Annotated in this window: 13 protein-coding genes; 4 read left to right on the plus strand and 9 right to left on the minus strand. The window is 68.0% G+C overall.

The window, feature by feature from the left end; all coding sequences use genetic code 11:
* Window positions 1–305: 305 nt before the first annotated feature.
* The 5 genes from WDC87_RS00005 to WDC87_RS00025 form a co-directional block, all read right to left on the minus strand.
* Window positions 306–710 carry a VOC family protein gene (locus WDC87_RS00005; protein ID WP_043402732.1) on the minus strand — a complete coding sequence of 135 codons (405 nt, stop codon included), beginning with the start codon at window positions 708–710 and terminating at the stop codon, window positions 306–308.
* Entirely contained in the window at window positions 707–1,777 is a 1,071-nt protein-coding gene (locus WDC87_RS00010) for a serine hydrolase domain-containing protein (protein ID WP_088496128.1), read from the minus strand. Before WDC87_RS00010 ends, WDC87_RS00005 begins: the two co-directional genes overlap by 4 nt.
* A 16-nt stretch (window positions 1,778–1,793) precedes the next feature.
* Window positions 1,794–3,734 carry a DUF885 family protein gene (locus WDC87_RS00015; RefSeq protein ID WP_088496127.1) on the minus strand — a complete coding sequence of 647 codons (1,941 nt, stop codon included), beginning with the start codon at window positions 3,732–3,734 and terminating at the stop codon, window positions 1,794–1,796.
* Window positions 3,735–3,828: 94 nt separating this feature from the next.
* Window positions 3,829–4,617, minus strand: coding sequence for a queuosine precursor transporter (locus WDC87_RS00020; RefSeq protein WP_061479667.1), 789 nt, complete (start codon window positions 4,615–4,617; stop codon window positions 3,829–3,831).
* A complete protein-coding gene (locus tag WDC87_RS00025) occupies window positions 4,614–5,297 on the minus strand; it encodes a DUF502 domain-containing protein (protein ID WP_072168540.1) in 684 nt (227 codons plus the stop codon). The genes WDC87_RS00020 and WDC87_RS00025 overlap by 4 nt, the downstream gene beginning before the upstream one ends.
* Before the next feature lie 76 nt (window positions 5,298–5,373).
* On the opposite strand from WDC87_RS00025, the gene WDC87_RS00030 reads away from it, so the two are divergent.
* A complete protein-coding gene (locus tag WDC87_RS00030) occupies window positions 5,374–6,690 on the plus strand; it encodes a hypothetical protein (protein ID WP_072168539.1) in 1,317 nt (438 codons plus the stop codon).
* A 127-nt stretch (window positions 6,691–6,817) separates the two neighbouring features.
* Here the strand turns inward: WDC87_RS00030 and WDC87_RS00035 are convergent, their stop codons facing one another.
* The 4 genes from WDC87_RS00035 to trxA all read right to left on the minus strand — a co-directional run bounded on the left by WDC87_RS00035 (window position 6,818) and on the right by trxA (window position 11,653).
* Window positions 6,818–7,270 carry a DUF4442 domain-containing protein gene (locus tag WDC87_RS00035; protein WP_072168538.1) on the minus strand — a complete coding sequence of 151 codons (453 nt, stop codon included), beginning with the start codon at window positions 7,268–7,270 and terminating at the stop codon, window positions 6,818–6,820.
* Window positions 7,271–7,368: 98 nt separating this feature from the next.
* On the minus strand, window positions 7,369–8,991 hold the full coding sequence (locus WDC87_RS00040; protein WP_252744313.1) for a CHASE2 domain-containing protein: 1,623 nt from the start codon (window positions 8,989–8,991) through the stop codon (window positions 7,369–7,371).
* Window positions 8,988–10,688 carry a FecR domain-containing protein gene (locus WDC87_RS00045; protein WP_188240759.1) on the minus strand — a complete coding sequence of 567 codons (1,701 nt, stop codon included), beginning with the start codon at window positions 10,686–10,688 and terminating at the stop codon, window positions 8,988–8,990. Before WDC87_RS00045 ends, WDC87_RS00040 begins: the two co-directional genes overlap by 4 nt.
* Window positions 10,689–10,795: 107 nt before the next feature.
* A complete protein-coding gene (gene trxA / locus WDC87_RS00050) occupies window positions 10,796–11,653 on the minus strand; it encodes a thioredoxin (RefSeq protein WP_252744312.1) in 858 nt (285 codons plus the stop codon).
* Between the two features lie 49 nt (window positions 11,654–11,702).
* On the opposite strand from trxA, the gene WDC87_RS00055 reads away from it, so the two are divergent.
* From WDC87_RS00055 to leuS, 3 genes are all read left to right on the plus strand, one after another.
* The gene (locus tag WDC87_RS00055; RefSeq protein WP_141653594.1) at window positions 11,703–11,882 is read left to right on the plus strand and encodes a hypothetical protein; all 180 of its coding nucleotides are present in this window, start codon (window positions 11,703–11,705) and stop codon (window positions 11,880–11,882) included.
* A gap of 28 nt (window positions 11,883–11,910) precedes the next feature.
* The gene (locus WDC87_RS00060; protein ID WP_072168536.1) at window positions 11,911–12,510 is read left to right on the plus strand and encodes a DUF998 domain-containing protein; all 600 of its coding nucleotides are present in this window, start codon (window positions 11,911–11,913) and stop codon (window positions 12,508–12,510) included.
* A gap of 105 nt (window positions 12,511–12,615) precedes the next feature.
* The gene (gene leuS, locus WDC87_RS00065) at window positions 12,616–15,258 is read left to right on the plus strand and encodes a leucine--tRNA ligase (RefSeq protein ID WP_072168545.1); all 2,643 of its coding nucleotides are present in this window, start codon (window positions 12,616–12,618) and stop codon (window positions 15,256–15,258) included.
* The last annotated feature ends 19 nt before the right edge of the window (window positions 15,259–15,277 follow it).

Raw genomic sequence — 15,277 nt, forward strand, 5'->3', positions numbered from 1 at the left:
CAACGGCTTTGACCGATGTGGAGGTCTTGCAGGCCTCTTTGGCGACCTGCAGTTTGAAACGCGCGTCGTATCTGTTCATGTATCCCTCGGGGTTGGATCTGATGTCCAACTCCCGGGGGTCACTTCAACCCTTGGGGGCTCGATGGCGCCATCCATGGCGCCAACGGTCCTGCCCACCCACACCGCCCCACCTCTGACAAATTCCTGCGATCTGCCGGAATGGAACGGCCTGCTCTTGGTGGGTGTCGACCTTGGTCGACACGTAGATCCATGCCATGCATGGATGAATCACGATTGAAAAACGCTCAACCGACTTCGTACAGCTCCAGCGGCAGGCCATCCGGATCGGCGAAGAAGGTGAAGCGGCGGCCGGTGTACTCGTCCACGCGGACCGGTTCGCAGGCGACGCCATTCGCGGCCAGGCGCTGGATGAAGGGTTCCAGTACAGTCACCCGGAACGCGAGGTGGCGCAGGCCCTGGGCCTCCGGGCGGCTGGGGCGGGGCGGTGGCGAGGGGAACGAGAACAGTTCCAGCTGTCCGCCGTCGGGCAGGGCCAGGTCCAGTTTCCAGGAATCGCGCGCAGCGCGGTGGTTCTCGGCCAGTACGCGCAGGCCGAGGATACGGACGTAGAAGTCTTTTGAACGCGCGTAATCGCTGCAGATCAGTGCCGCATGGTGGATGCCCAGCAGGGCGTCGGAACCAGTGTTCATTGCAGGGTGTCCAGCCAGCGCTGGGCGATCTTCAGTGCCAGCGGATAAGGTTCGGGGGCGTTGCGGTTGGTCAGCACGATCACGGTCAGGTGCTTTTCCGGGTGTCGCACGACCACATTGCGGAAGCCGATGCTTTCGCCACTGTGCCATTGCACCGGGCCGTTCAGGCGCCAGCCGAAGCCGTAGTGCGGCACATCCGGTTCGGATGTCGATGTGGCCGGGCTGAACATCGCGCGGCGCGAGGCCTTCGACAGCAGGCGGTCGTCGTACAGCGCCGCATCCCAGCGGGCGAGGTCGTCCAGCGAGGAGTAGATCCCGCCATCGCCGAGCACGGCACTGGTGGCGCTCTGGTCGGTGCGCTGCCAGCGGCCATCGATCCAGCTGTAGCCATAGGCGCGTGCGGCGATGGTATCCATGCCGTCCTGATGGGCCACAGTGTGGGCCATGCCTAGCGGGCGGAAGATGCGCTGTTGCAGGAAGGCTGCGAAATCCAGGCCGGAGGCACGGCCGACGATCAGTGCCAGCAGCGCATAGCCGCTGTTGCTGTAGTGGTACTGCGTGCCCGGCGCGAACTTCAGCCGGTCCTGGCGTGACAGCAGGGTCAGCACATCGGCGTCATGCACCTGCCGAGTGTCAGCCGGATCCATCAGGTCTTCGTAGTCGAGCAGGCCGCCGGTGTGCGAGAGCAGCTGGCGGATCGTGATGGCCGCGGCAGCCGGTGGCAGTTCGGGCAGCCACTGCCGGGCGGGTTGATCCAGCCCAAGCCGGCCATCCTCCACCAGCAGCAGCACCGCCGCAGCGGTGAACTGCTTGCTGACCGAGGCCAGCCGGAAGTTGCTGGCCGGGGTGACCGCAGTGCCGTCCTCCACCACCGCCAGGCCGTAGCCACGGCGGAACACCGCTTGCCCGTCGTGCAGCACCAGGACTGCAGCACCGGGTACCTGGCCGTCGTAGGCCTGCATCAGCCCGTCGATGCCCGCATCCGGTGGCGTCAGCACCGGTGCGGCGATACCCGTTGAAGGCAGCAGGCCCAGCACGACGGCGAACAGGGCGACGGCAGGGCGCATGGTGGCTCCGGAGGGGTCAAGGAGAAGGCGTGGGCGTAGTGCTGGCCGGCTGAACCATCCAGCGTTCCATCTTGCGGTCAAGCACGTCCAGCGGCATCGAGCCGTCCTTCAGCAGTTCGGCGTGGAAGCGGCGCAGGTCGAAGGCGGCGCCCTGGCGTGCCTTGGCCTTGTCGCGCAGGGCAACGATGGTGGTCAGGCCGGCGACATTCGACAGCGCCTGGCCGGGCTGGGCCATGATCCGCTCGACTTCGGCGTTGGCATCGTCGCTGCTCATGTCCACGGTCTTCTGCAGGTAGGTGACAGCCTGCTGCTTGCTCCAGCCCTGGGCGTTCACGCCGGTGTCGGCCACCACGCGGGCGGCGCGCAGCAGGCGCGAGTACAGGTAGCCGATGCGGTCGTAGGGATCGGTGTAGATGCCCAGATCCTCGCCCAGCGTTTCTGCGTACAGGCCCCAGCCTTCGACGAAGGCGAGATCGCCACCGAGGCGGCGGAAGCGTGGCAGCTTGGCCAGCTCCTGCTGCAGGCCCAGCTGCACGTGGTGGCCCGGGATCGCTTCATGCAGGTACTGCACCGGCACGTTCCAGCGCTTTCGGCTGGGCAGGTCGCGGGTGTTGATGTACAGCACGCCCGGTTGACCGGCCGCCGACGGCTGATAGGCGGCAGCGGCGGCGGTCAGTGCACGTTCCGGTTCCACCGCACGGACCTCCAGCGGTGCCTGCGGCAAGGTATCCAGCACCTGCGGCAGGCGTGCGCTGACCTGTTGCTGCACCTGGCGGTAGCGGTTGATCAGCGCGTTGGCGTCGCCGTACTGGAACTGGCGGTCGTTGCGCATGCTGCGCAGCAGCTTGGTGGGAGAGCCGCGCAGCTTGGCGTCCTTCATCACCGTGGCGATCTGCGCCTGCAGTTCCTGCACGCGCTGTTCGCCCAGCGCATGCAGTTGTGCGGCGGTCTGGTCGCTGGCGGTGGTCTGCACGATCAGGTTGGCGTACCAGGCCTGGCCATCGGGCAATGCGCCCAGGCCGCTGCTGGTGCGTGTGGCCGGCAGGTATTCGGTGGCGATGAAGCCGCGCAGGGCGCGGTAGGCCGGCATGATGCGCAGCTCGATCATGCGCTTGTATTCGGCGCTGATGCGCGCCTTGTCCTCAGCCGGGATGGTGTTCGGCATGGTGCGGATCGGCGACCAGAAAATGCTCTCCTCGGCGGTCGGCTTGATCACCGCATCCAGCTGCGGCAGCACTTTTTCCATCAGGTCGCGTGGTTGCACCACGCCGGCCTTCATGCCCTGGCGCATGTTGTCGATGGCCTGGTCGAACAGCTCGGGAATGCCCAGCGAACGGCGTGACCAGGTGTCGTAGTCCTGCACGGTGTTGAATGGCTGTGCGCCCGCACCGGAGCCGAGGATCGCCATGATGCTGCCGATGTTGTAGTACTGGCTGATCGGCATCATCCAGCTCGGGTAGCGCTCGGCGGCCAGTGATGCGCGCGCGTCGCGCACGAAGATCTCGTAGCTGAGCAGGTCCTGGCCCTGCAGGCCGTCACTGCCGAGCTTCTCGACCTTGCCCAGCCATTGCGTGGTGAAGTCGTGCGACTGCTGGCGCCAGGCGGCGGACAGGATGTTGGGCAGCTGGTCGTTGTAGCGGGCCTCGCCCTGGAAGGTGGCCTGCAGCGGGTTCAACCGCATCGAGGCATCCCAGTACTCGTCGTACAGGCGCTCCAGCTGCACCTGCTTGGGTACGGCCCGGGCCGGGGCGACCGGGCGCGGCGCGGCGCGGCGCGCCGAGCTGCCACGCGCCGGCGCGGTGACGCGGGCGGGCCTGGCCTTGGGCTTGGCAGCCTGGCGGGTCTGCGCGGCGGCAGGGCGGCTGGCCTTTTTCTTCGCTGCTTCGGCCGACGGTACGGCACTGAACAGGAACAACGCGGCAATGGCGGCGGCCAGGGCGCGGGTGCGATGCGGCATCAGGAGCTTCCGTGGAACACAGACCGTGGAGCTTGCACGATCCGGCCGCGTACGGCCAGCGTGAAGGCGCAGTCAGCTTGCCGTCGCTGGGGCTTCAGTCAGCCGCGGCGGCGGCGCGCAGCGCGGCGGCCCTGTCTGCGCCCAGGTAGCGGGTGATCGCACGCCGCATCAGGTACAGCAGTGGAATCAAGGCAACCGCAAAGCCCATCTTGTAGATGTAGTTGACGCTGCTGACGGCCAGGAACAGTGAGGTCGGCCAGTGCTGCGGGCCGAGCACGAAGGCGATCCAGATCACTACAAAGCTGTCCACCACCTGGGAGATCGCGGTGGATCCGGTCGCACGCAGCCACACGTGGCGCTCGCCGGTGGCCTGGCGGATGCGGTGGAACACGGCCACGTCGATCAGCTGGCCGAGCAGGAAGGCCACCAGCGAACCGGCGATGGTCCACATGCCCTGGCCGAACACCGCTGCGAATGCCGCCTGGTAGTCCGGCACGCCGTGGCCGTCCATCGAGGTGACCCACCAGCTGGCCGGCGCCAGCGAGATCGCTGCGAAGGCGAACAGGAAGCCATAGGCGATCAGCACCACGGCCAACCACGAGATGAAGCGCACGCCGCGCTTGCCGAAAAACTCGTTGATCGTGTCGGTCATGATGAACACCACCGGCCACAGCAGGGTACCGGCGGTGAAGCTGAGCGAACCGGTCTGGCCAAACAGGTTCCAGTTCAGCGGATCGATGCCGAGGGTGTCTTCCAGCGCGAAGATCTTCACCCCGATCAGTTCGGCCAGCACGGCGTTGCCGCAGAAGAACGCGGCCAGCACGATGAACAGCAGGACCGCGCGGTCCTGCAGCGGGCGCTCGATTGGCGCCGCGGTGGTCATTCGCTGCGTTCGCCTGCGCGCGTGAACGGAACGCTGGACGGTGCGACGGCACCGCCGGAAATGATGAAGCTCATGGCCTGGTCGACGGTCCAGTCGGTCGGGGTCAGCAGCTCCACCGGCACGATCTCCAGGTAACCCGAGGTCGGGTTCGGCGTGGTTGGCACGTACACCGCGGCCAGTTCACGGTCGGTGCCCTGTTCCTTGATCACGCGGGTGACCAGCCCGACCGACTTCATGTCGCGGTGCGGGAAATCGATCAGCACCACGCGCTGGGTGCTGCCCGGCTCGGTCTGCAGCATGTCCAGCAGCTTCTTGGCGCTGTCGTAGATGATGCTGGCCAGCGGAATGCGCTTGATCACCGCGCCGACCCAGCGCAGCAGGCGCTGGCCGAGCACGCGGCGGCTGGCCACGCCCACCGCCAGGATCACCAGCAGGGTGGCGAGCAGGGCGATGGTGTTCTGGATCCACTCGGCACGGACCCAGCCGAGGTAATGCGGGAAGCTTGTCGCGATCTGCTCGGAAAGCGGCACCACCAATGGGCTGGAAATGCCCGAAAGGAGCACGAACACGAATTTGACCACGACCCAGGTCAGCCAGATCGGCAGCAGGGTCAGCAGGCCGGTCAGGAACAGGCGCTGCAAGGAGGGGCGGGGGACCAGGACGGGGGCTTCGAGCGACATGCGCGCATTGTAGCGGCCACAGCCGGTCGATTACGCTGGGGGATCGACTGCGGCAACGATGCATGGAAGGGAAGCAGTGTTGAAGATTCTGCGCGGACTGGGCTGGGCCCTGGCAGGACTGCTGGTGCTGGCCATCGTGGCGTGGTGTGCCTCGCGCATGTGGCCCGTGCCGGAATCACGGCTGCAGGCCCAGCAGCGGTTGCAGGCCCGCCTGCCCGCTGATGGCCGCAACGGCTTTGCGCTGCTGTGGACACTCGCGTTCGACGATCTCGACCCGGGCCAGCGCGATCAGGCGCTGGCCCGGGACGTACAGCGCTGGGAGGCGGATCCGCGCGGCAAGGGCGGCGCCCGTCCGCAGCTGGCAGAGGACCACGTCGAGCTGCAATCACGGCCTTCGGCCAGCTGCGGACCAACCGCCAGTGACTGCCTCGCCCAGGTGCGCGCGGACCCGCAGCGCTTCGTCGATGCCCACGCTGGCCACCAGCAGCTGCATGCGCGCCTGGACCAGCTGGCCGATGCGGATCACTTCGTGTCGCCGTTCCGGCCCAAAGGGGAAGGCATCCTCGTGCCGATGCCGACCTATGGTTTGGTGATCGACGCCACCAGCGCACGCGCGCTGGCCTATGTGCAGGGTGATATCGACGGTGCGCTGCGTGGCAGTTGCCGCGGGCTGCAGCTGGGCCGCCGGCTGGTGACGGGCGGCAGCTACCTGGTGGAGAGCATCATCGGTGCCAGCCTGGTGCAGGCCAATGCCCAGCTGCTGGCCGACATGCTGGTTGAACTGCCGGCCGACCAGCCGCTGCCTGCGGAATGCGAGCAGGCGATGAAGCCGATGCGGGCCGCCGAACAGAGCCTGTGCCGTGCGATGCAGGGCGAGTATGCGATGAGCAGGGCTGCGATCGAAACCTCGGCGCAGGAGTTCGGTGGTGTGCTGGTACTCGATCGCAGCAGCACCCTGGCGCGTGTGGCGGGCAACCTGGGCTGGGCCTGTGGCGCGGCGGCGATGACCGCGCTGGAGGCGGATCGCCCGCTGCCGGTGCCGGCACCGCCGCAGCATGACTTCGGCTGCCTGTCGAACATCATGGGGTGCGTGCTGGCCGATATCGCGGGCCCGGCCTATCCCGCCTATTCGTCACGGCCCCAGGATGCCGCCGCGATGGTGCGGCTGATCGGTGCGCAACGCTGGCTGCGACAGCAGGCCGAGGACCCTGTGGATGCGCTGAAGCGCTTGCCTGCCCAGTTCCGCTCGCAGGTGCGGGCACCGCAGTTGTCGGCCGATGGCCGCCGCCTGCAGGTAGCGCGGCGCTCAGCGCCGCGCAGCACCGACGAGAGCCCATGGTTGTCGGTACCGATGGTGGCGGGGGACGCCCCGGCCGCCGCCGCGCGCGACTGAGCAGCGGCGGCCAGTGCGCGCTGTCCCCGTCATCCTCGCGGCTGCCTTCGCTCCGCAGGTGCACACGCGCATACGGGCGCATCGGAGCCTCCCTGGCAGGGCAGCAGAGGACAGCGCCCGCGCCGGATCAGCGCGCGTGTGGCTTCAACCGCAGATAGACCTGCTTGCGCACCTGGGCGACCACCTCGCCGCTGTCGTCGACGACGTCGTTGCTGAACCAGCGCAGCACCTTCTCGCCGCCCGCTGCTTCGGCACGCAGTTCGGCCAGCAGCGCATCGTCGATGCGGAACGAGGTGCGCACCGTGCCCCGGCCAGGCTTGAGGAAATCGATCGCACCGGCCCGGTCCCACACGTAGTAGTCACGGCCGAGGATGTGCAGCAGGCCCAGCATCCAGAACGGGTCGGTCATCGCGAACAGGCTGCCGCCGAAATGCGTGCCGACGTAGTTGCGGTTCCACGGGCGCAGCCGCAGCTCGACGTCGATCTGCCGGTAATCGGGCGTGATGCGGGTGACATGGATGCCGGTGAACAGGAACGGTGGCCACAGGTTGATGCCGAAGCGGAACAGGCGGGCGTTCATGCGGGTCCGGGGGCGCGAGGCGAGGCGCCCAGTCTAACCATTCGCATGCGTATGTTGCACCCCGGGCGTGTGTCCTACGGCGGCGTGCATGTCCTGCCTCATGGGCCGTCGATCATGTACCCGTCGCGGCCGTTGGCCTTGGCCTGATAAAGGGCGGTGTCGGCGCCTTCCACGAAATGGTGGGGCTGCAGTTCGCCGTCGGGCACGCGGGTGAATACGCCGATGGTGAGCGTGACGGTATCGTCGCTGCCATCGCCCGGCGCCGGCAAGGCGCGCACGCAGGCAATCAGGTCCTCGATCACCTGGCGTGCGCCCTCCGCCGGTGTATCCGGCAGCACCAGCGCGAATTCGTCGCCACCGTAGCGTGCCGCCATGTCGCGCGGGCGGCGCGCATGGGCGCCGATCAGGCGGGCGACATCACGCAGCACGCGGTCGCCGACCTGGTGCCCGTGGCGATCGTTATGGCGCTTGAAGTGGTCGACGTCGATCAGCGCCAGGCTCAATGGCTTGCCGCTGCGCCGCGCTGCATCACATTCCTGCTGCAGCGACTGCTCGAAGCGGAGGCGGTTGCCCAGGCCGGTAAGGGCGTCGCGGTTGGCCTGGCGGTGCCAGGCCGAGATCCGCCACACCGCCCAGACCAGCAGTGCCAGCGTCACGCCCAGCATCGCGCTGGCCGGCGCCCACCACAGGTCACTCGTGCGCAGCAGCAGCCAGCTCAGCAGGGCAGGCATCGGCAACGAACACAGCGCGACCAGCCAGGGCAGGCGCAGGCCGAGCAGGATCACGCACAGCGCCACCAGCACACCGCTGATGGCGTGCTGCCAGGCATGCGGTAGAACATCGATCTGCCTGTGCTGCAGCAGCATCGAGGTGATGTTGGCCTGGTACTCGCTGCCGCTCATCCAGAACTCGCGGGTGGTCGGGGTCAGCAGGCGGGGCGCGATGCCGCTGGCCGTCATGCCAACTACGATGCGGCGGCCATGCAGCATCGCCATGTCCACGTGGCCATCGAGAACGTCCGCATAGGACACCTGCGGCAGCCGCTCGGGGGGGCCGGCGTAGCGCACGCGAACGTAATCGTCGCGACGCCATTGATAGGGCGAGCCCAGTTCCGGGTCGGGATCGGGCAGGCCGCGTACGGCATCGGCAGGCAGGTCGGCCAGTGCCAGGCCCAGTGCCGGCCAGTGCGGCTGGCCGATACCTGCGTGCAGATAGACGCCACGGGCGACGCCGTCGCCATCCACCTCGACATCGGTGTGGCCGATGGCGGCAGCACTGGCAGCGATCTGTGGGATCGGCAGCATCTCCTCGGCCATGCGGTCGCCGGCCGCCGGTGCGGCCAGCACCGGCAGCACCACCCGGCCATTGCGTCGGATGGCGGCCGCCAGTTGATCATCCTGTCGGCTGTCACGGCGATCCGGTTCGGACAGCATCAGGTCCAGCGCGACGCGTTCGGCGCCGGCATCGGTCAGGCGGTCAAGCAGGCGTGCATGCACCGAGCGGGGCCAGGGCCACTGGCCAATGCGCTGCAGGCTCCCTTCGTCGATGGCGACGATCAGCACGCTGGGATCGGGGCGGTAATCCCAGTTGCCGACCAGCGCGTCATAGGCCGCCTCGTCCTGCCGCCACAGCCATTGTCCCTGGCTGGCCACGATGGTCAGCACGCCGGCCAGCAGGGCCAGCAGGATCCGCTTCGACCATGGCAGCGGCGAGCGCCTCACAACAACAACCAGAGCAGCAGGGCACCGCCACCCGCGCCGTAGCACAGGCGGCACGGCAGCGGGACCTGCTGGGCAGGCGAGAACGCGCTGGCGTGGCCGTCATCGTCGATGTACTGCACGCGTACATGCAGGGTGCCGCTCCAGGGGCGCTTGAAGCTCACCTGCGGCTGGTCCACGGTTTCGTCGACCAGCGGTGCCTTGAAGTCGCCGCGGCGATCCACCTGCACCCGGTAGCGCTGGCCGTCGCTGCCGGCCTGCCAGCGCAGCGTCAGCTCGCCGTGTGCGGCCTCGGGTGGTTGCAGGGCCGGGTCCACCGGTTCGTTGCTCAGCTGCAGCGGCAACGCCTGGCCATAGCGGCCCTGTCGGCCTTCGCCATCGCGCGAGGCCACGCGCCAGTAGTACTGGCCGGGCGGCAGCGGTTGCGCCAGGCGCAGGTCGGTCGCATGGGTGGCCTGCTCCTGCAGGGGCTGCAGGAAGCTGGGTTCGGTGGCGATCTGCAGGACGCTGCTGCGCGCACCGGGGGCCTGGCTCCAGCGGAAACGCGGGCGGTCGCTGTTGATCGTCTGCCCATGCAGCGGCGATACGGTCAGCGGCGGTGGTGGCTGGTCACCGAGCTCGAAATCGGCGCTGGCATCCAGGCCTTCGACCCCCTGGGCGTCGACCGCGCGCAACAGGATGCGCAGTTGGCCAGGCGGCAGATCGCCGATCACCAGCCGGGTGTCGGCGGTGGTGGCGGCGAACAGCAGGATCTCCGGCGTTGCCGCCTGCACCACTTCCACCCGGTAATGATCGGCGCCATTGACCGGTTCCCAGGCAAGCACGGTCGGCAGCGGCGCCAGGCGCAGCGCGTCATTGCGCAGCGCCGGCGCCGGCAGCAGTGCGGAGACCGCAGCGGGCGCCGCATCGGCACTGCTGCTGCGGGTCGCCTGGCCCGGCCGGACCAGGCGCTGGCCATGGGAGTTGCCGACCTGCACCTTGCCCTGCAGGACCTCGGTGGCACCGACGTGCCCGTTATCCCCGGCGCTGACCCGGAACACCGTGCCGCGCACGCTGCTCGTCGCGGTGGGCGCATCGATGATGTAACGCGAGGCGGGGCCGCGCGCCGGCGTCACCCGGTTGCTGGCTCGCCCCTGCTGCAGGCGCAGTCGGGTGTCGACCATGCCGGTGTGGCCGTAACGGCTCAGCTGGTCCAGGCGCAGGCGCGAGTACTCGCGCAGCTGCAGGCGCGAGGCATCGGCGAATTCCAGGGTGATGCTGGAATCGCCTTCGGTCTCCACGGTGTCACCGATATGCAGCTGTTCGCCGGCCTGGAGCGCGCGGGTCGCCGTGCCATCGGCGCCTGCCAGCGCGACCTTGCCGCGCACGGACAGCACCCGGGCCGGCGCCGGTTCGGTGCGCAGCCAGCTGATCGGGAAGCGCAGCAGCTGGCCCGGCGGCAACTGGTAGGGGTTGTCGATGCGGTTGTGCTGCTGCAGCTGCTGCCAGCGTACCGAGGGCTTCAGGTAGAGCCCGCCCAGGTCCCACAGGGTATCGCCGGGCCGGACCCGGTAGTTCCAGTCCTGGGCGCCGGCAATGGCGGGCATCAGGAAGAGGGCGCAGAGCAGAGCGCCCGTTAAATGCATGGCGAACGACAGAGAGCGGACGACGGTCACAGTTTGCAATCCCGGCAATGCGGGGGTGCAGCTGCAAGACCCCATGGCCCCGACCTCATCCCCCCGAACGGATCGTGGCGACCGCGTGGCCACCAGCGCGGGCATTATTGCCCGCGTTCAGTGCAGGGATTCTGAGCGGAGCGGGTTCCCGTTCAGAACAGCAGCGACGCCATCCTGCGGCGGTACTGGCCGACCAGATCCTCGTCGGAGATCACATTGAAGGCGTCGATCAGCGCCTTGCGCGGCAGGCCTTCCTCGAATCCGCGGTCGATCCGCAGCATTTCCAGGAACTGGGCCAGCGCGGCCTCGTCATGACCGCCGAGCAGCAGTTGCACGCCGCGCAGGTGGCGGGCCTTGAGGTCCTTGCCGTCAGCGGCGATGCGTGCGTCCAGTACCTCGGCGGCCGGTGCATCCTTCAGCGCGGCGGCGAAGGCCAGGCGGGCGCGGGCACGCACGGCGCGGTCGTCGGTGGCCAGGTTGGCAGGCAGGCCGTCGATCAGGGTGCCTGCCTCGTCCACGCCACCGATCTGCAGCAGGGCCAGGGCCAGGTCGAGCTTCAGTTCATCCTTGTCCGGCTCGGCGGCGATCTGCGCACGCAGCACATCGACCTGCGCCTGCGGATCCAGCGGGGTGTCATCTTCGGGGACAGCATCGCCCACATCGGCCGGTACGATGCCGTGCTGGGCCAGGAACTCACGCAGCTGGCCTTCCGGAATGGCGCCGGGGAAGCCGTCCACCAGCTGGCCGCCCTTGACCAGGAACACGGTCGGCACCGAGCGGATCTGGAAGGCCGCAGCGATCTGCTGTTCCTTGTCGACATCGACCTTGGCCAGCTCGAACGCACCGTTGTACTCGGCAGCCAGCTTTTCCAGCATCGGGCCGAGGTTCTTGCACGGCCCGCACCAGGTGGCCCAGAAGTCGACCAGCACCGGCGTCTGCAGCGACTTCTGCAGGACTTCGGCCTCGAAGGTCGCAGTGGTGGCGTCGAATACGTAGGTCGTCTCGGTCATGGGGAAAGCATCGCTTGGCATCTGGAGACCGATTCTATGGTGACGATCGATGTCCGTCTCAACCCTGCCATCACATCGCGCGCGACGGCCTCGGGGGCGTGGCACGCAGTACAGCTCGTGGATCACCCGCTTTCCGGAGCTGACCGGCGTAGTGGTCGCGGTGCGCCGGAAGCACCCGGCCTCGGTCGCGCGCTTGGCGCACCGCGTCGCTGCCGCGACAATGCGCTGATCCATTCTTTTCCGGGTGACTGCGCGCAATGTCCATGGTCCGGCTTGATCGTTGGTTGGGACTGCTTGCTGCAGTCGTGTTCGTCCTGGCTGTGTCTGGCTTCGGTGCCGGCCTGGAGGGTTATGCACAGGCGCGCCACCCGGTGGCGCTGCTGGGTGCGCGGGGTGTACCGCATGCGCTGGCCTTCAATCTGCTTGGATTTGTGCTGCCCGGCGTGCTCGCCGCGGTGGTGGCTGAGCGCCTGCGCCGCAGCCTGCCCGCCACTGCCGGCTGGGCATCGAGGGTCGGCAGCCAGATGCTGCTGCTGGCTGGCCTGGGCTTTGCCGCGATGGGCTTGCTGCCGCTGGACGTGGACGATCTGCATGGGCCGGCCAGCCAGCTGCATGCCAGTGCCTGGATGATCTGGGTGCTGGGCTTCGTCGCCGGAACCCTGTTGCTGGGCACGACACAGCTGCGTCAGGCGCATGGCCGCGCCCTGGGCGCCTTGGCCCTGGGCTGCGGCATGCTGGCTGCGGTGGCCGCGTTTGCCCTGCAGGGCGTCCTGCCGGCGCCGCTGGCACAACGGCTGGCGTTCGCCTGCTGGGTGGCCTGGCTGGCCACCGCACTGCCGCTGTCGCGCCAACGCTGAGACGGCTCCCGGGGCATCGCGGCGCCCACCCCCAGCAGGCAGGATTGGAGACGTTTGCCGCACTGCGGTACGCTGTACCGCTTTGCCGCCGCATCCGCGTGTTCCATGACCAGCGCTGAAACCAACGCCTACGACCCGCAGCAGGTTGAATCCGCCGCCCAGCAGTACTGGGACGCCACCCGTGCCTTCGAGGTCGACGAGACCTCGGACAAGCCGAAGTACTACTGCCTGTCGATGCTTCCGTACCCGTCCGGTGCGCTGCACATGGGCCACGTGCGCAATTACACGATTGGCGACGTGATCAGCCGCTACAAGCGCATGACCGGCCACAACGTGCTGCAGCCGATGGGCTGGGACGCGTTCGGCCTGCCGGCGGAAAACGCCGCGATCAAGAACAAGACCGCGCCGGCGGCGTGGACCTACAAGAACATCGACCACATGCGCAGCCAGCTGAAATCGCTGGGCTATGCCATCGACTGGTCGCGCGAGTTCGCCACCTGCCGTCCGGACTATTACGTCCATGAGCAGCGCATGTTCACCCGCCTGATGCGCAAGGGCCTGGCCTATCGCCGCAACGCGGTGGTGAACTGGGACCCGGTCGACCAGACCGTGCTGGCCAACGAGCAGGTCATCGACGGCCGCGGCTGGCGCTCCGGTGCGCTGGTGGAGAAGCGTGAGATCCCGCAGTGGTTCCTGCGCATCACCGACTACGCCCAGGAACTGCTGGATGGCCTGGACGAGCTGGATGGCTGGCCGGAATCGGTCAAGACCATGCAACGCAACTGGATCGGCCGCTCGGAGGGCCTGGAAATCCAGTTCGACGTGCGCGACGTCGATGGTGGCGTGCTGGATCCGCTGCGCGTGTTCACCACCCGCCCGGACACGGTGATGGGCGTGACCTTCGTGTCGATCGCCGCCGAACACCCACTGGCGCTGCACGCAGCGAAGAACAACCCGGAACTGGCCGCGATGCTGGCCGACCTGAAGCAGGGCGGTGTGTCCGAGGCCGAGCTGGAGACCCAGGAAAAGCGCGGCATGGACACCGGCCTGCGCGCGCTGCACCCGGTCACCGGCGAGCCGGTCCCGGTGTGGGTCGCCAATTTCGTGCTGATGGGCTACGGCACCGGTGCGGTGATGGCGGTGCCGGGCCATGACCAGCGCGACAATGAAGTGGCCAACAAGTACGGCCTGCCGATCAAGCAGGTCATCGCGCTGAAGGACCCGCGCACTGAAGAAGAACGCAACTGGGACGGCAGCCGCTGGCAGGACTGGTACAGCGACAAGAACCGTGCCTTCGAACTGGTCAACTCGGCCGAATTCGACGGCTTGGACTTCCAGGGCGCGTTCGAAGCGCTGGCCGAACGTTTCGAGCGCAAGGCCCAGGGCCAGCGCCGCGTCAACTACCGCCTGCGCGACTGGGGCGTGAGCCGCCAGCGCTACTGGGGTTGCCCGATTCCGGTGATCTACTGCGCCAAGTGCGGTGCGGTGCCGGTGCCGGAGGAGCAGCTGCCGGTGGTACTGCCGGAGGACGTGGCGTTCTCCGGGACCGGTTCGCCGATCAAGACCGACCCGGAATGGCGCAAGACCACCTGCCCGGAATGCGGTGGCGCCGCCGAGCGCGAGACCGACACCTTCGACACCTTCATGGAGTCGAGCTGGTACTACGCCCGCTACACCTCGCCGGGTGCCCGTGACGCCGTCGACAAGCGCGGCAACTACTGGCTGCCGGTCGACCAGTACATCGGTGGCATCGAGCACGCGATCCTGCACCTGATGTATTTCCGCTTCTATCACAAGCTGCTGCGCGACGCGCGGATGGTGGACAGCAACGAGCCGGCGCGCAACCTGCTGTGCCAGGGCATGGTGATCGCCGAGACCTACTACCGCCCGAATCCGGACGGTTCGAAGGACTGGATCAACCCGGCCGATGTGGAAGTGCAGCGTGACGAGCGCGGCCGCATCACCGGCGCCACCCTGATCGCCGACGGCCAGCCGGTGGTGGTCGGTGGCACCGAGAAGATGTCCAAGTCGAAGAACAACGGCGTGGACCCGCAGGCGATGGTCGGCAAGTACGGCGCCGACACCGTGCGCCTGTTCTCGATGTTCGCCGCGCCGCCGGAGCAGTCGCTGGAGTGGAACGAGGCCGGCGTGGACGGCATGGCGCGCTTCCTGCGCCGCCTGTGGGCCCAGGTGCAGAAGCATGCTGCCGACGGTGCCGCCCCGGCGCTGGACGTTGCAGCACTGGATGCCAACCAGAAGGCGCTGCGCCGCAAGACCCATGAAACCATCGGCAAGGTCGGTGACGACTACGGCCGCCGCCACAGCTTCAATACCGCCATCGCAGCGGTGATGGAGCTGATGAACGCGCTGGCCAGGTTCGAGGACGACAGCGAGCAGGGCCGCGCGGTGCGCCAGGAAGCGCTGCAGGCCGTCGTGCTGCTGCTGAACCCGATCACGCCGCATGCCAGCCACGCCCTCTGGCAGGTGCTTGGCCATGGCGAGACGCTGCTGGAAGACCAGCCGTTCCCGCAGGCCGACAGCAGTGCGCTGGTACGCGATGCGCTGACCCTGGCGGTGCAGGTCAACGGCAAGCTGCGCGGCACCATCGAGGTGGCGGCCGATGCCGCGCGCGAGCAGGTCGAGGCGCTGGCGCTGGCCGAGCCCAACGCGGCCAGGTTCATGGAAGGCCTGACGGTGCGCAAGATCATCATCGTCCCGGGCAAGATCGTGAACATCGTCGCCGCCTGATGTACCTCGCACCGGCCAC

It is taken from the genome of Stenotrophomonas maltophilia group sp. Smal12, from assembly GCF_037079935.1.
In the GTDB taxonomy this organism is placed as follows: domain Bacteria; phylum Pseudomonadota; class Gammaproteobacteria; order Xanthomonadales; family Xanthomonadaceae; genus Stenotrophomonas; species Stenotrophomonas sepilia.

What these genes read in the sequence shown, in the direction of transcription:
- WDC87_RS00005 (WP_043402732.1), bottom strand. Translation starts at nt 710, where the DNA reads ATGAACACTGGTTCCGACGCCCTGCTGGGCATCCACCATGCGGCACTG.
- WDC87_RS00010 (WP_088496128.1), bottom strand. Translation starts at nt 1,777, where the DNA reads ATGCGCCCTGCCGTCGCCCTGTTCGCCGTCGTGCTGGGCCTGCTGCCT.
- WDC87_RS00015 (WP_088496127.1), bottom strand. Translation starts at nt 3,734, where the DNA reads ATGCCGCATCGCACCCGCGCCCTGGCCGCCGCCATTGCCGCGTTGTTC.
- WDC87_RS00020 (WP_061479667.1), bottom strand. Translation starts at nt 4,617, where the DNA reads ATGACCACCGCGGCGCCAATCGAGCGCCCGCTGCAGGACCGCGCGGTC.
- WDC87_RS00025 (WP_072168540.1), bottom strand. Translation starts at nt 5,297, where the DNA reads ATGTCGCTCGAAGCCCCCGTCCTGGTCCCCCGCCCCTCCTTGCAGCGC.
- WDC87_RS00035 (WP_072168538.1), bottom strand. Translation starts at nt 7,270, where the DNA reads ATGAACGCCCGCCTGTTCCGCTTCGGCATCAACCTGTGGCCACCGTTC.
- WDC87_RS00045 (WP_188240759.1), bottom strand. Translation starts at nt 10,688, where the DNA reads ATGGGGTCTTGCAGCTGCACCCCCGCATTGCCGGGATTGCAAACTGTG.
- trxA (WP_252744312.1), bottom strand. Translation starts at nt 11,653, where the DNA reads ATGACCGAGACGACCTACGTATTCGACGCCACCACTGCGACCTTCGAG.
- WDC87_RS00055 (WP_141653594.1), top strand. Translation starts at nt 11,703, where the DNA reads ATGTCCGTCTCAACCCTGCCATCACATCGCGCGCGACGGCCTCGGGGG.
- WDC87_RS00060 (WP_072168536.1), top strand. Translation starts at nt 11,911, where the DNA reads ATGTCCATGGTCCGGCTTGATCGTTGGTTGGGACTGCTTGCTGCAGTC.
- leuS (WP_072168545.1), top strand. Translation starts at nt 12,616, where the DNA reads ATGACCAGCGCTGAAACCAACGCCTACGACCCGCAGCAGGTTGAATCC.